Annotated in this window: 15 protein-coding genes; 8 read left to right on the forward strand and 7 right to left on the reverse strand. The window is 67.5% G+C overall.

Translation table 11 applies throughout. From position 1 onward, the window contains the following. Positions 1 to 97 precede the first annotated feature (97 nt). From ACEPA4_RS18225 to ACEPA4_RS18245, 5 genes are all read left to right on the forward strand, one after another. Positions 98 to 892: an SDR family NAD(P)-dependent oxidoreductase gene (locus tag ACEPA4_RS18225; protein WP_065178885.1), complete on the forward strand. Its 795-nt coding sequence runs from the start codon at positions 98 to 100 to the stop codon at positions 890 to 892. 98 nt (positions 893 to 990) lie between these two features. Beyond that, positions 991 to 2880 (forward strand): MFS transporter, encoded by a 1890-nt coding sequence (locus tag ACEPA4_RS18230; RefSeq protein WP_262089942.1) that lies wholly within the window; start codon positions 991 to 993, stop codon positions 2878 to 2880. 228 nt (positions 2881 to 3108) lie between these two features. Continuing rightward, positions 3109 to 3396 carry a CD225/dispanin family protein gene (locus tag ACEPA4_RS18235; protein ID WP_065198178.1) on the forward strand — a complete coding sequence of 96 codons (288 nt, stop codon included), beginning with the start codon at positions 3109 to 3111 and terminating at the stop codon, positions 3394 to 3396. Between the two features lie 34 nt (positions 3397 to 3430). Continuing rightward, the gene (locus ACEPA4_RS18240) at positions 3431 to 3712 is read left to right on the forward strand and encodes a CD225/dispanin family protein (protein ID WP_065198179.1); all 282 of its coding nucleotides are present in this window, start codon (positions 3431 to 3433) and stop codon (positions 3710 to 3712) included. Positions 3713 to 3755: 43 nt separating this feature from the next. Beyond that, positions 3756 to 4181: a DUF2752 domain-containing protein gene (locus ACEPA4_RS18245; protein ID WP_065198180.1), complete on the forward strand. Its 426-nt coding sequence runs from the start codon at positions 3756 to 3758 to the stop codon at positions 4179 to 4181. Between the two features lie 178 nt (positions 4182 to 4359). On the opposite strand, the gene ACEPA4_RS18250 is transcribed toward ACEPA4_RS18245, so the two are convergent. The 7 genes from ACEPA4_RS18250 to ACEPA4_RS18280 form a co-directional block, all read right to left on the reverse strand. Then, positions 4360 to 5220, reverse strand: coding sequence for an IS3 family transposase (locus tag ACEPA4_RS18250; protein ID WP_065185370.1), 861 nt, complete (start codon positions 5218 to 5220; stop codon positions 4360 to 4362). Continuing rightward, a complete protein-coding gene (locus ACEPA4_RS18255; RefSeq protein WP_032954795.1) occupies positions 5217 to 5510 on the reverse strand; it encodes a transposase in 294 nt (97 codons plus the stop codon). Before ACEPA4_RS18255 ends, ACEPA4_RS18250 begins: the two co-directional genes overlap by 4 nt. A 409-nt stretch (positions 5511 to 5919) precedes the next feature. Further along, positions 5920 to 6807: a regulatory signaling modulator protein AmpE gene (ampE, locus tag ACEPA4_RS18260; protein WP_139727835.1), complete on the reverse strand. Its 888-nt coding sequence runs from the start codon at positions 6805 to 6807 to the stop codon at positions 5920 to 5922. 146 nt (positions 6808 to 6953) lie between these two features. Further along, complete coding sequence (gene nudC, locus ACEPA4_RS18265; RefSeq protein WP_065178883.1) at positions 6954 to 7859, reverse strand: NAD(+) diphosphatase; 906 nt, start codon at positions 7857 to 7859, stop codon at positions 6954 to 6956. A gap of 119 nt (positions 7860 to 7978) precedes the next feature. After that, complete coding sequence (gene erpA / locus ACEPA4_RS18270) at positions 7979 to 8371, reverse strand: iron-sulfur cluster insertion protein ErpA (RefSeq protein WP_005419789.1); 393 nt, start codon at positions 8369 to 8371, stop codon at positions 7979 to 7981. Between the two features lie 31 nt (positions 8372 to 8402). Beyond that, entirely contained in the window at positions 8403 to 8867 is a 465-nt protein-coding gene (locus ACEPA4_RS18275; protein ID WP_053497672.1) for a polymer-forming cytoskeletal protein, read from the reverse strand. Between the two features lie 4 nt (positions 8868 to 8871). Continuing rightward, on the reverse strand, positions 8872 to 9615 hold the full coding sequence (locus ACEPA4_RS18280) for a DUF6776 family protein (protein ID WP_005419791.1): 744 nt from the start codon (positions 9613 to 9615) through the stop codon (positions 8872 to 8874). A 179-nt stretch (positions 9616 to 9794) separates the two neighbouring features. Here ACEPA4_RS18280 and ACEPA4_RS18285 point away from each other — a divergent pair, with 179 nt between their 5' ends. Genes ACEPA4_RS18285 through ACEPA4_RS18295 form a run of 3 tightly spaced genes read left to right on the forward strand, consistent with a single transcriptional unit; the run spans position 9795 to position 14582 of the window. Beyond that, positions 9795 to 10412, forward strand: a complete 618-nt coding sequence (locus ACEPA4_RS18285) for a DUF4126 domain-containing protein (protein WP_005419792.1) — start codon at positions 9795 to 9797, stop codon at positions 10410 to 10412. A 44-nt stretch (positions 10413 to 10456) separates the two neighbouring features. Next, the gene (locus tag ACEPA4_RS18290; RefSeq protein ID WP_032954585.1) at positions 10457 to 12346 is read left to right on the forward strand and encodes an EAL domain-containing protein; all 1890 of its coding nucleotides are present in this window, start codon (positions 10457 to 10459) and stop codon (positions 12344 to 12346) included. Between the two features lies 1 nt (position 12347). Next, positions 12348 to 14582, forward strand: coding sequence for an ATP-binding protein (locus ACEPA4_RS18295; protein WP_262090094.1), 2235 nt, complete (start codon positions 12348 to 12350; stop codon positions 14580 to 14582).

Raw genomic sequence — 14582 nt, forward strand, 5'->3', positions numbered from 1 at the left:
CTGCTGCGCCGCGTGCAACGGCGCGTTGCACCGGGCGATGCAGTTCGATCACGCCGCCACGCGGATACTGGGCAATCGCCCGCTCTGGATCATCACCATGAAAATCGAACTCAGCGGCCGCACCGCGCTGGTGACCGCCTCCACCGCCGGCATCGGCCTGGCCATCGCCCAGGGCCTGGCCAGCGCTGGTGCGCGGGTCGTTCTCAATGGCCGCAGCACCGACAGCGTCGAGCGCGCCCGCCGACACCTGCTCGCGGCCGTGCCGGTAGCCGACGTATTGGGTGTCGCCGCCGACCTCTCCGATGCGGCCGGTGTCGATACGCTGCTGGCTGGGCTGCCGAGGGTCGACATCCTGGTCAACAACGCTGGCATCTTCGGCCCAGAGGATTTCTTCCAGACCGATGACGCCACCTGGGAGCGCTACTGGCAGACCAACGTGATGTCCGGCGTACGCCTGTCGCGTGCGCTGCTGCCAGCGATGGTCGATGCCGGCTGGGGCCGCGTGCTGTTCATCTCGTCCGAATCGGCGCGCAACATTCCGTCCGACATGATCCATTACGGGGTCAGCAAGACCGCGCAGCTGTCACTGTCACGCGGCCTGGCCAAGCGCGTGGCCGGCAGTGGCGTCACCGTCAACGCAGTGCTGCCTGGCCCGACCCTGTCCGATGGCTTCGCCGCGATGTTCGAGGATGAACGCCAGCGCAGCGGCAAGCCGCTGGAACAGATCGGCCGCGAGTTCGTGATGGCGCACCGGCCGTCTTCGGTGATCCAGCGCACCGCTACGGTCGAGGAAGTGGCCAACATGGTGGTGTACCTGGCCTCGCCGCAGGCTTCCGCCACCTCCGGCGCGGCGCTGCGCGTGGACGGCGGCGTGGTCGACGATATCGTCTGAGGGTGCTGGCAGGTGTGCGGACCAGCGGTCCGCACCCACAGGTCCGCACCCACAGCGGATGGGCAGGAATGCTAGGCTGCGCCGGTCAAGGAGGCTCCATGTCCGGTCACAACCAATTCGCCCTGCTGCGCCAGCGCCGTTTCCTGCCGTTCTTCGTCGTACAGGCGCTCGGTGCGTTCAACGACAACGTGTACCGGCAGGCGATCATCAGCATGTTGCTGTTCATGGCCGTGCCGGAGGAAGAACTGGGGTTGTACGCCACCCTGGCACCGGCCATCTTCATCCTGCCGTATTTCCTGTTCTCGGCGCTGGCCGGGCAGATCGCCGACAAACTGGAAAAATCGCGGCTGATCGTGATCACCACCACCATGGAGATCGTGATCATGTCGCTGGCGGCCACCGGCTTCCTCACCCAGAGCCTGCCGGTGCTGCTGGTCGCGCTGTTCTGTACCGGCATGCAGTCCACCCTGTTCGGCCCGGTGAAGTATTCGGTGCTGCCGTCGGTGCTCAGGCCCGAGGAACTGACCGGCGGCAACGGCCTGGTCGAGATGGGGACCTCGATGTCGATCCTCTCCGGCATGATCGTCGGCGGCCTGGTGTTCACCGTGGCCGGCAGCCACGGTACGGTGGTGGCTTCGTGCGCGATCATCGCCCTGGCGATCTGCGGCAACATCGCCGCGCGCCTGATTCCCAGGGTCGATGCAGGCGACCCGACCCTGAAGATCAACTGGAACCCGTTGCCGGAATCGCTGGCGGTACTGCGCATGGCGCGCCAGCAGAAGGCCGTGCGCAACTCGATCCTGGGCGTGTCCTGGTTCTGGTTCGTTGGCACCGTGCTGACCTCGCAGCTACCGGCCTACGCGGTGACCAACCTGGGCGGCGAGCCGACCCTGTACATCTTTGCGCTGGCCCTGTTCTCGGTCGGCACCGGCGTCGGCTCGCTGCTGTGCGAGAAGCTGTCGGCACGCACGGTGGAAATCGGCCTGGTGCCGCTGGGTGCGTTCGGCATGACCGCCTTCCTGCTCGACCTGTACTTCGCCCGCAGCGGCGAAGCGACCGTGCACGGGCTGACCATTGGTCCGTTCCTGCAGCAGCCCGGCAGCATCCGCATCGTCATCGACCTGGTCGGCATCGGCCTGTTCACCGGCATCTTCGTGGTGCCGCTGTTCGCGCTGATCCAGAGCCGCACGCCGAAGGCGCAGATGTCGCGCGTGTTCGCCGCACTGAACATCCAGAACTCGGGCTTCATCGTCGCTGCGGCGTTGCTGTCGCTGGCCGCGCACACGCTGCTGCACTGGACCATTCCGCAGCAGTTCCTGGCGCTGGCCATCGCCAACGCGCTGGTGGCGATCTACATCTTCACCATCGTCCCTGAATTCCTGATGCGCTTCCTCAGCTGGCTGATGGTGCGCACCCTGTACCGGCTGCGCCCGCACGGCATCGAGGCCAACGTGCCGGACGAAGGCGCCGCGCTGCTGGTCTGCAACCACGTCAGCTACATGGACGCGCTGATCCTGTCGGCGACGATTCCGCGCCCGGTGCGCTTCGTCATGTACTACAGGATCTTCAACATCCCGGTAATGCGCTGGATCTTCCGGACCGCCAAGGCAATCCCGATCGCCGGTGCGCGCGAAGACCCGGCACTGATGCAGCGGGCGTTCGACGAGATCGACGCTGCGCTGGCCGAAGGCGAACTGGTCTGCATCTTCCCCGAGGGTGCGCTGACCCGCGACGGGGAGATGGCGCCGTTCAAGTCCGGCGTCGAGAAGATCCTCGAGCGCCGGCCGGTGCCGGTGGTGCCGATGGCGCTGCGCGGCATGTGGTCGAGCATGTGGAGTCGCCGCGACAGCCGCCTCGGCCGCATGCGGGTGCCGCGCCGTTTCCGCGCTACCGTCGAGGTCGTGGCGGCACCGGCCGTCGATGGCCACGCCACCCGCGCCCCGGTGCTGGAGGCGCAGGTGCGGGCCCTGCGTGGCGATCACGCCTGATCGGCCCGGCGGCCGTCGGTAGCGCTTCCAGGCGATAGCCCCAATCCTCGGAATGACGGCCTCTGTCTCATGACATAGGCCCGTCAAAAGCTTCCGGTCAATGGCCATACACTCCAGTATCTGACTGTAACCGCATACATGCAGCGCGGGTTGAGGTAGATTACGCACCCACAGGGGGGAGGTCCGGCCAATGCACCATGGCCGGCCACCGAGGAATGGAGTCTCGCTTTGAATCAACCACCACCGCTCAGCCGTCCGGTCTACATCCCCAACCATCTGGTCTGGGCGATCCTGACGACGCTGTTCTGCTGCCTGCCGCTGGGCGTGGTGTCGATCGTGTATGCCTCCCAGGTCGATGGCCGCCGCGCGGCGGGCGACCTGCCGGGGGCCTACAGCGCGTCGCGCAAGGCGGGCTGGTGGGCAGTGGCTTCGGCCGTGGCCCTCCCGGTCCTGTTGCTGTTGTGGTTCGGGCTGTTCGGCGGCTTGGCCGTACTGGGCGCTCTTTCCGAAACGTAATTCACCACTACCACCCATCAAGGAGCTTGAACCCATGAACACCGCTACTCCGCAGGTCCCGAACAATCTCGTCTGGGCGATCCTGAGCACCCTGTTCTGCTGCCTGCCGGCCGGCATCGTGTCGATCGTCTACGCCGCCCAGGTCAACGGCAAGCTGGCCGCTGGCGACATCGCCGGCGCGCAGGAATCCTCGGCGAAGGCCAAGAAGTGGGCCATCTGGTCGGCGATCGCGGCCGTCGTGGTCGGCGTGCTGTACGGCATCCTGATTGTCGCCGTGGGCGGCATGGGCGCCATGAGCGGCGGCAGCAGCTACTGATGCCCCTGGACGGATCCGGCGCCCGCGCCGGATCCGTTGCTGCATGTCCGCGCTTCCCGCCCGCTCCCGATTCGCCCGCTGGGCGCCGCTGCTGGCCTCTGCCGGCCTCGCCGCCGGTGCTGCGGCGGTGTTGCGCAACGTCAATCCGTATGCCGCCGGCAATCCCTTGCCGGGCTGTCCGCTGTACGCGCTGACCGGCCTGTACTGCCCGGGCTGCGGCAGCACGCGCTGCCTGTACTCCCTGGTCCATTTCGACCTGCCCGGCGCGATGGGGATGAACCCGTTGCTGGTCATCAGCCTGCCATTCCTGCTGCTGATGCTGCTGAACGTCGCCGGCATCCGTCCACGTGTGCTCGATCCGCTGATGCGGATACTGGCCAATCCCACGTTCTGGCTCTGGGTGCTTCCCGGCTATGCGCTGCTGCGCAACCTGCCGTGGGCGCCATTCACCGCGCTGGCACCGATCTAGGTTGCCAGCCGACGGCGCAGCCCCTCGTGGTGGGCGGCGTTTGAAGGCAGAAGCCTTGGGGTTGGCCGGGCGGGATGGGTTTGCGGGGGACGCCGTGAATCCGTCCGTGGAGGCTTGGCCGCGGCATCCATGCCGCGGACTGATCTGGCCCCCTGAAAACGGACGCCATGAAGCCGTTTCAGGCGGCAGCCCGGAGCTGCCGGGCGTAGTTGTTAGGCGAGTGGTAGCCCAGCGCCGAGTGTAGCCGGGCTGGATTGTAGAAGCCGTGGATGTAAGCAGCGATGCACTGGCTGGCTTGTTCCCTACTGGCGTAAGGCTCGGCAGCCTCTTCTGTCTTGAGCGTCGCAAAGAAGCTCTCGGCCACCGCGTTGTCCCAGCAATTGCCAGGCCGGCTCATGCTTTGGACCACGTCATGGGACTGCAGCAGCTGGCGAAACTCGTTCCCCCAGTACTGCCCACCACGATCTGAATGGAAGATCAGGCCGGGTCGTTGTGGATGCAGAGCCCAGGCATTGGCAAATGCTTTCACCACCAGCTCTTCAGTCAGACGCTTGGAAACGCTGTAGCCCAGCACCTGCCGGGTCTGGACGCTGATGACCACGGCCAGATGCAGCCATCCCTGGCGGGTGGGGACATACGTGATATCCCCGACCCACGCCGTCGGTCCGGTTCCGGGGGCAAATTGCCGATCCAGCAGGTTGGGGGCGAGCTGAGATGAGCCGCCGGAGGACTTGGGTCGGAATCGGCCTTTGGTCTTGCCCTGGATTCGCTCCTCGGCCATTAACCGTGCCACGCGCTTGTGGCCGACTGGATGATTCCTGGCTCGTAAGGCCCTGACCAGCCGACGTCGCCCATAACTGCGCTTGCTGGTCACATGAATGGCCCGAAGCTCGGTACGCAGGGCCGAATCGGCATCGCACGCTTGGGCACATTGCCGACGCAGGTAATCATGGAATCCAGAGACAGAAACCCCAAGAACCCGACACAACAACCTGGTCGGGTAGTGAGTCCTTTGACTGGCGACGAAGGCGTACCTCACTTGGACTCTCTGGCAAAGAACGCCGCCGCTTTTTTTAGGATTTCCCGCTCCATCTTCAGATTGGCGTTCTCGGCCCGAAGGCGGCTGATCTCGCTTTCCAGGTCGGTGGTTGGCCTGCGAGCCTCAGAGGTCAGAGACCGGCCAGCACGGACCGCGTCAAGCCAATTTGCCAGCGTCTTGACCGACATCTCCAGCTGACGGGCTGCTGCGGCAGGCCCGAGCGACTCGGCCAACTCCACGGCTTGGTGCTTGAACTCATCGGTATAGCTACGACGGGTGATACGGGACATAAGGGACCTCCAAGTGCGATCAAAGTATCGCTTCTTGGCGTCCGCTGACGGGGGGCCAGATCAGACACCCCCGCAAACCCATCCCGCCCGGCCACGGACAGTTTCCGTGTGCGTCCACCACGGAAAAGAAAGAGAAGATCAAAAGCGGAAGCGGATCGCTTCGCTGCGCTCGCTCGGAGCCGAGCATGGCTCGGCTCTACAGAACGTCAGTGCGCGGAAAACTGTCGAAGGCGGGGTGGGTCGGATGGCGGGGGTGTGAGCCGCATGGATGCGGCGACCAAGCCTCCATGGACGGATTCACGGCGTCCCCCGTTATCCGACCCACCCCGCCAATTCGCAGCAATCCAGCCATTGCTGTTGCTGTTGCTGTTGCCTCTGCAGGTGCAGGGCTGCAAGCCCTGCAAAACAACTACGTCACCCAGCCTGCAATCACCAGCAGGGCGAGCACCGCCAGCCACAACAGCAGCATCCGCCACACCAGGCTCATCGCATCACGCAGGTCCGGCAGCCGCTGCCACACCGGCAACAGCCCCGCCTCGGTGTAATCGTGCGCGTCCTCGCGCAGCTCGGCGTTGACGCTGGCCCGCGCCACCGCGCCCAGGAACCCGATGGAGCCGGCCAGGCGTTCGCCATGGGCCTGGCGCCAGGCCTTCCACGCCGTATCGAAGTTGCCGACCAGCGCCATCGAGAACGCCATCAGCTGCGCTACCGGCCACTCGATCCAGCCCAGCAGGCGCTGCGCCAGCGCCAGCGGCTCCACCGGCACGCGTGCACGCATCGGGCTTTCCGCCATCAACGCCAGCAAGCGGTAGCCCAGCGCACCGGCCGGGCCCAGCAGCAGGAACCAGAACAGCACCGCGAACCAGCGACGCAGCGCATTGAGCACGGTCGCCTCGACCAGCGACGGCACGTCTTCGCGCAGGCTGCCACCGGCGGCCTGCAGGTTGCGCACGGCTGCCTGCCGCGTCGCGGCGTCGTCCGCATCAATGATCGCTTCGATATCCCGATCCAGGTCACGCGGCCCCCAGCACCAGGCCAGCACGGCCACACCCAGCAGCAGCGACGGCAGGCCGAACAGCACTCCGCGCAGCAGCCACGCCAGCAGCCCCATCAGCAGCAACGGCGGCAGCAGCGCCAGCGCCACTCCAGCCGGTCCCTGCCAGGCCTTGCCACCACGCGCGTCCAGCCAGCCCAGCCAGCGCCGGAAGCCGTCGAAACGGCGCATCGAGGCGGCAGCGGCCGGGGCAACGTGGCCCAGGGCCAGCGCCACCAGCACGGCGGCCAGAGTGGTGAACATGGCAGGTCTCCCTACGAAACAGAACGCTCGGCGCCGCTACCTTACCTGTCGCAGCGGTGCCCTCGCGGGTGAACCGGACTGTAACCCGGGCCGTGTTCAGGTGGCGGCAATACAGCTGCCACGACCGGCCCGGCCGAAACGCCGACTCAGCCTCGCTGCTGGCGGTACCAGTGTTCGATCAGGCCCCGCGAAATCGAGATCGGTGGCGACAGGCGGATGCCCTGGCCGTCGTCCTCCACATCGCGCGCCAACGCGGCGCCGACCTCGTCGGCACTGAACCAGCGCGCGTCTTCCAGCTCGCCATCCACGGTCGGCAGGTCGTCATGCGCCTGTGCACGGAAGCCGACCATCAGCGCGCCGGGGAACGGCCACGGCTGCGAACCGAGGTACTGGCAGGCGGTCACCCGCACCTTGCTCTCCTCATGGACTTCGCGCACCACGGTCTGCTCGAAGGTCTCGCCGGGTTCGACGAAGCCGGCCAGCACCGAGTAACGGCGCGGGGCCCAGTTCGACTGCCGGCCAAGCAGCAGCCGGCCCTGGTTTTCCACGGCGACGATCACCGCCGGATCGACGCGCGGATAGTGTTCGGTGGAACACTGCGCACAACGGCCGACGAAGCCGCCACGGGCAAACGCCACCGCGCCGCCGCATACGCCGCAGAAGCGGGTGCGCGAGTGCCAGTAGGACATGCCACGGGCATAGCTGAAAGCGGTGGCATCGGCCATCGGCCACAACAACGCAGCCTGGCGCAGATCGAGTCGGCGTGGCGCGCTCACGGTGACATTGCTGGCTTCGACCGAGAACCATGCCTGATCACCGCGCAGCCCCAGGAAAACTGCGGCGCCCGGGCCACCGCCGACGTCGGCGCCGGTCAGCGCCAGCGGCTGGTCGTCATCGCCGGTGAAGGCGCTGCCATCGTGATCGAGGACGAGGATGCGCGCGCCCGGCCACAGGCGCGCCAGTGCATCAGCATCTTCGCGCAGGGCATCGGCGCGCTCCAACGGTTCGCCAACGAAGGCGAAACCGGAAAGCGGCGAAGGAGTATTGGGCATCCGCCAAGCGTGCCGCCAATCGATGCAGGTGGCAAGCCGCAGGCTTTGCGGAAACCGCCTGTGGGTCCGGAGCTTGCTCCACACACCTTGTCGCGCGGGACACAGGTCCCGCGCCCTGGTTACATGCTGAAACTGCTGCCGCAGCCGCAGGTGGTCTTTGCGTTGGGGTTGCGGATCACGAACTGGGCACCGGTCAGGCTCTCGGTGTAATCCACCTCCGCGCCCATCAGGTACTGCAGGCTCAGCGGATCGACCAGCAGGGTCACCCCGCTGGTCTGTACCGCCAGGTCATCCTCGGCACGGTTCTCGTCGAACTCGAACCCGTACTGGAAGCCCGAACAGCCGCCTCCCTCGATGTACACACGCAGGGCCAGGTCGGGGTTGCCCTCTTCCTGGATCAGGGATTTGACCTTGGCGGCCGCCGACTCGGTGAAGTTCAGCGGGCGCTCCAGCGATTGGTAATCGGGCGCGGCAACCGGGGTGGCGCCGGGCAGGGAGACTAGCGTGCTCATGCTGCCAGCATGGGGGTGCCGACGACGGCTTTCAAGCCATCGCCTCGGCCAGCTTGCGACGCGCGGCGGTATCGCCCTTGCCATCATGGGCGTCTTCGCCTTCCGGCGCCGGCAAGGCTGCCATCGGGGCGCTGGCATGGATCAGGCGGCCGTTCAGCTGCGCGCCCGCGTTCATCTCCACCACCTGGTAATGGACGTTGCCATTGACCCGTGCGCTCGGGGTCAACTCGACCTTCTCGGTGGCGTGTACATCGCCGTCCAGGCGGCCGCTGATGACCACCACCTGGGCCCGGATCTCACCTTCGATCACGCCGTGCTCGGCAACCGTCAGGGTCGCACCACTGGCGCCTTCGGCGGCGATCACCTTGCCGTGGATGCGGCCTTCCACATACAGGCCACCACTGAATTCCACATCCCCGCGGATCACCACCTGGTTGCCGATCAGGGCATCCACCACCAGCTGGCCTTCACGGTTGGATTTGCTGCTTCCGAACATCTGCCTACTCCCCTTTGCTGGCCGGCGCACCGGCCTGTTTCCAGTCGAATACCTGGGTGGTACCCCCCGTACCACTCCCCAATGTCACCCGCACGCGTTGCGGGGTGAAGTCAGCCGGCAGCATCACGCTGCCGGTGAGCTGCTGGAAGTACCGGAACGAGTAGTCCTGTCCCGGCACCTTGCTGCGCTGGTGCAGATCATCCCAGCTGATCGTGGCCAGCTTGCCGTTCTTCACGCCTTCCACGGTGAAGCGCATCTGCCCCTGGCTGATGGCCCCGCGGTTGAGGTTCTGGGTCAGCACGGCGGTGTACTGCCAGGTGCCGGCCGCTTCCGGGCTGAACTCGATCGAATGGGTGTTCAGGCCCTTGCGCTGGCTGGTCGAGCCGACCAGCCGCTCATAGAAGGCAACATCGGCGCGCAGCCCGGCGATTTCCTCATCGCGCTCTGCCAGCGAGGACTGCACCTCGGTATTGGCGGCACGGCTGATGCGGTCAGAGGCTTCCAGCGTGGCCTGCTTCTGGCGCAGCTCGGTCAGCTGTGCCTGCAGCGCCTCGGCACGCTTTTCGGCGGCCTGCAGGCGCTGGCCCTGGGCATCGCGCGGGGTGGCCATCCAGCAGCCGCCAAGCACCGCCAGCACCAGGCTGAGCAGCCAGATGCCGCCGATCACCAGCAGGCGGCGACGGTCGGCAGGCGGTTGCGGCGCGCCGGGCAGGCGGACCTGCACGCGCATGGGAGGACGGTTGGTCATGGGTGGTTTCCGGGGTATCGCAAGGGCGACACCGGTACGGCCCCTGTGGCAAACGACGGGCTAGTGTATGACAGGACGGGTGGGTTTCCTGCGCAGTGGCCGGCCACGGTCGGTGGCGTTCAGGCACGCCATCGTCGATAGTGTGGCCCCCTGCACAGTTCCGTCGCCGGAGCACCGCCATGACCGAAGCCCACCTGTTCGTGATCGGCATCCTGCTGGCCTGGCTGGCCGGTATCCGCGTCTACCTCACCGTGTTCGGTGTCGGCCTGGCCGGGCTGCTTGGCTGGGTCGACCTCCCCCCCGCCCTGCAGGCCACCGAATCCTGGTGGGTGCTGGGCACCTCGGCGGCGCTGGCGGTGGCCGAATTCTTCGCCGACAAGATCCCTGGCGTGGATTCGGTGTGGGACCTGGTGCAGACGCTCGCGCGCGTACCGGCCGGCGCATTCCTTGCGGCGGCCACGCTGTCGCCGGATGGCCAGCTGGGCACCGGTGCGCTCGCCGCCGGCGCCGGCGTCGCCCTGGCCAGCCATGGCCTGAAGGCCGGTACCCGCGCCCTGCTCAACACCTCGCCGGAACCGGCCAGCAACTGGGTCGCCTCTGCGGCCGAAGACACCGTCGTGATCGGTGGCCTGGCCCTCGCCCTGGCACACCCGTGGATCGCGCTGATCGTGGTACTGGCCTGCAGCCTGGCCGGTGCGCTGCTGGTGTGGCTGGTCTGGCGCGCCCTGTGGAAGGGCGTGCGCTGGCTGGCGCGCGGTGCATCGGCAGCACCGCCAGGGCACACCGGTACCGGCTGAGCGCCGGGCTTGTCGCATAATGGACGCGAACACCAGGAGCACCGATGGCCGCAAACGAATCCCCCGCGGGCGCCCGCCCGGGACGCGCTGAAACCCCTCCGGCCGACCATTGGCAGCGCTGGGCCCCCGAGACGGCACCTCCGGCCGTGGACCCACCGATGGCGGCGACCCCATCCCCTGTCGCGGCCGATGCGTCCACGCCGGCCAACAGCGCACCGCCGCCGCTGCCCGGCCCGATCGCACTGGCCGACGCCGGCAACAACGATCTGGCCCCGTCGCCATCGGACTCGCCCTACCGCGTGCTGATCGTTGAAGACGATCGGGCGCAGGCCCTGTTCGCGCAGAGCGTGCTGCACGGCGCCGGCATGCAGGCGATCGTCCACAACGATGCCGATGCCGCGCTGCAGGCCATCAAGGAGCACCGCCCCGACCTGATCCTGATGGATCTTCACCTGCCCGGCCTGGACGGCATGCGCCTGACCGCGCTGATCCGCCAGCAGCCCGGCCTGCAGCTGCTTCCGATCGTGTTCCTCAGCGGTGATCCGGATCCGGAGCGCCAGTTCGAAGTCCTCGACAGCGGCGCGGACGACTACCTGAGCAAACCGATCCGGCCCCGCCACCTGATCGCAGCGGTGGCCAACCGCATCCGCCGCGCACGAGCCCAGGCCGCGACCCTGCCCGGCGCCACCGGCGCACCGGCCACCAGCAATCCGGAAACCGGCCTGCCGACGCGCCACCACGTGCTGCAGCAGCTCAACACCGCACTCGCCCACCGCGATCAGGGCGGCGTGTTCTTCATCGAAGTGGCCAGCGCGCTGGGCCTGCGCGAACGCTATGGCTATGCCGCGTTTGAACGGCTGATGGTGCAGGCCGGGCAGCGCCTGGCCGAAGCCGGCCATCCGCACCTGCTGGCACGCCTGAACGACAACAGCTTCCTGCTGCTGGCCCGCAGCGCCGACGAGGACGCCCTTGAAAGCATCGCTGCCAGCCTGCGCGAGCAGCTGTCGGCACGTGCCTTCGTGATCCGCGACGACGAATCCGTGCACCTGCGCGGCGTAGTTGGCTATGCACCGCTGTCACCGGGCTTCGAGGATGCCAACAGTGCGTTGGAAGCCGTCGAGCGCACCACCCTGCAGGCGCGCCTGCTCAGCGCCGGGGTGGCCGGCCATGTGCACCGCCAGGCAGTCACCGAACAGGAACACCTGGCGCTGCTGGAAGGACAGCTGGAACTGGCCTATCAGCCGATCGTCGCTGTTGCCGGCGGCAACACCGCGCAGTACCAGTTGCTGCTGCGCCTTCGCCAGGCCGACGGCACCGTGCTGGCGGCCGGGCAGGTGATCCCGGCAGCGGAAGCCGCAGGCCGCATTGCCGATCTCGACCAGCAGGTGATGGATCACGCGCTGGGGCTGCTGGACCTGTACCGCCACGCGACGCAGCCACTGAACCTGTTCGTCTCGCAGTCGCTGCGCACCCTGCAGCGCGACGCCTTCGCCGACTGGCTGCTGGAATCACTGCAGCAGCGCGACCTGCCGGGCAGTGCACTGGTGATCGACGTGCGCCTGCCGGACGCACTGATCCACACCGTGCCGCTGCAGCAGTTCTGCCAGCGCATGGCCAGTGCCGGGGTGCGCTTCTGCCTGAGCCAGTTCGAACCCAGCGGCGAGGCCGATGCCCTGCTGAACCAGCTGCCGCTGTCGTTCGTGCGCATGGCTGCGCGCTTTTCCAGCAGCCATGCCAATCCGGCCACGCGCGAGGAGCTGCGCAAGGCGATCGATCAGGCCCATGCCGCCGGGCTGCAGATCATCGGCCAGCAGATCGAGGATCCGCAGGCTGCGGCGGCGATGTGGGTCGGCGGCGTCGACTACATCCAGGGCAACATGGTGCAGTCGGCCGGCAGCGACCTGAACTTCGACTTCCACAACGCGGTGCTCTGACGTGCCGCTGTGGGGCGTGCTGCTGGTTGCCCTCGCCGCGGCCACCATCGCGCTGATGGTGCTGGGCCTGCGGCTTCGCGCGCGCGACCGTGCGCTGGCGCAGCTGCAGCGCACGCACGGAGCGCTGGCCGCTGAACGGGACCAGCTACGCCATACCACTGAACGCCAGGGCCAGCTGGAACAACAGCTGCTGCAGGCCAAGCAGGCCGCCGAGGCGGCCGTGCTGGCCAAGGGCGAGTTCCTGGCCACGATGAGCCATGAGATCCGCACCCCGCTCAATGGCATCCTGCCGATGCTGGAGCTGATCGCACGCGGGCCACTGAGCGAGGACCAGCGGCAGATGCTGGCCACCGCCTCGGCCAGCTCGCAGCAGCTGCTGCGCATCGTCGACGACATCCTCGACTACTCCCGGCTGGAAGCACAGGCGCTGGAGCTGGAAATCACCAGCTTCAACCTGCGCGATCTGCTCGATGGCGTGGTGCAGCTGATGCAGCGCGCCGCCGACGCCAAGGGCCTGGCACTGGGCCTGCAGCTGGATCCATCGGTGCGCCTGCCGGTGCGCGGCGACCCGGTGCGCCTGCGCCAGGTGCTGAGCAACCTGCTGGCCAATGCGATCAAGTTCACCGCCCGCGGCCAGGTGCAGCTGCGCGTGCTGCGCCTGGGCGAAGGTGCCGCGCAGCACCAGCTGCGCTTCGAGATCATCGATACCGGCATCGGCATCGACGACGCGCTGCAGGCACGCCTGTTCCAGTCTTTCAGCCAGGCCGACGCATCCACCACGCGCATCTACGGCGGCACCGGCCTGGGCCTGGCCATCTGCAAACGCATCATCGACCTGATGCATGGGCGTATTGGTGTGCAGTCCACGCCCGGCCAGGGTGCTACGTTCTGGTTCGAGATCCCGCTGCTGAAGGTTCCTGGCGACCTGCCGGCGATGACGCGCGCGCCGGCACCGCTGCTGCTGTTCAGTGCCGATGCAACGCTGCAGGCACGCATCGAGCGCATCGCTGCCCACCATGGACTGCAGGTGGAGGTGCTGGCGCAACTGGACAGCGTGGTCGAGCGCCTGCGCGCTCCCGCGCGGCCCGGAAAACCGGCACCCGCCTGGCTGCTGGTCGATGCGCGCGCACGCCGCAACGGCGAGGCCACGCTGCAGCTCGCACTGGGGGAACGCGGCGACGACGATGCACTGCAGGTACTGTGGCTGCAGGAGGATGCGATTGCGCAACGCCCCCGCCAGCGCCAGCTGCCCTCCCACTTCGACGACGCCGCCCTGCATGCACTGCTGGCAGCACCGGTCGCCTCTGCCCGCCCCGCTGCGCTGCTGGCCAGCGCGGAACACGAGCAACCGGCTGCCACGCTGCCGCCGCTGCATCTGCGCGTGCTGGTGGTGGAGGACAATACGGTGAACAGGATGGTGGCCGAGCAGCTGCTGCGGGTGTTCCAGTGCGAGGTGCGCAACGTCGCCGATGGCGAACAGGCCCTGGCCGCCCTCCGCGAAGGCGGGCTGGACATCGTGCTGATGGATTGCCAGATGCCAGTGCTGGACGGCTACGCCGCCACGCGCCGCTGGCGCGCCGAAGAAGCGGAAACCGGGCATGCGCGATTGCCGATCATCGCGATGACCGCCAATGCGATGGCCGGCGACCGCGAGCGCTGCCTGCAGGCTGGCATGGACGATTACCTGTCCAAGCCGATCGCACGCGCCACGCTGCATGCGCTGCTGCAGCGCTGGGGTGGCGGTAAAGCCGCAGCACCTGCACGGCCTTCTGTAGAGCCGGGTGATGCTCGGCTGACGGCCAATTGCAGTCGCACGCCATCAGCCGAGCATGGCTCGGCTCTACCGAATCCGGAAAAGCAGGTGGCGCCAGCAGCACAACCGGTGCTCGACCGCGATGTACTGGATGAACTGCACGCGGTGATCGGCGATGCTGCCACCCAGATCGTCATGGTATTTCTTGAAGATGCGCCGGCGATGGTGCAGCAGTTGCAGCTGGCCGCGCGGAACAGCGATGAACCGCGCATGCAGGCCGTCGCGCACAGCCTGAAATCATCAAGCGCGAACGTGGGGGCATTGTCGCTGTCGGCGATCGCGCAGCGGATCGAGCACGAGGCCCGTAGTGGCAGCCTGCAGCGCCCCGCAGTCGCGGTGGCGCTGCTGGTTGCGGAATTCGCCCGGGCGCGCGTTGCACTGACGGGCTACCTGGCACAGCATCGCGCCGGCCAGGACCGCTGA

It is taken from the genome of Stenotrophomonas sp. P2112, assembly GCF_041897515.1.
Classification (GTDB): Bacteria; Pseudomonadota; Gammaproteobacteria; order Xanthomonadales; family Xanthomonadaceae; genus Stenotrophomonas; species Stenotrophomonas sepilia.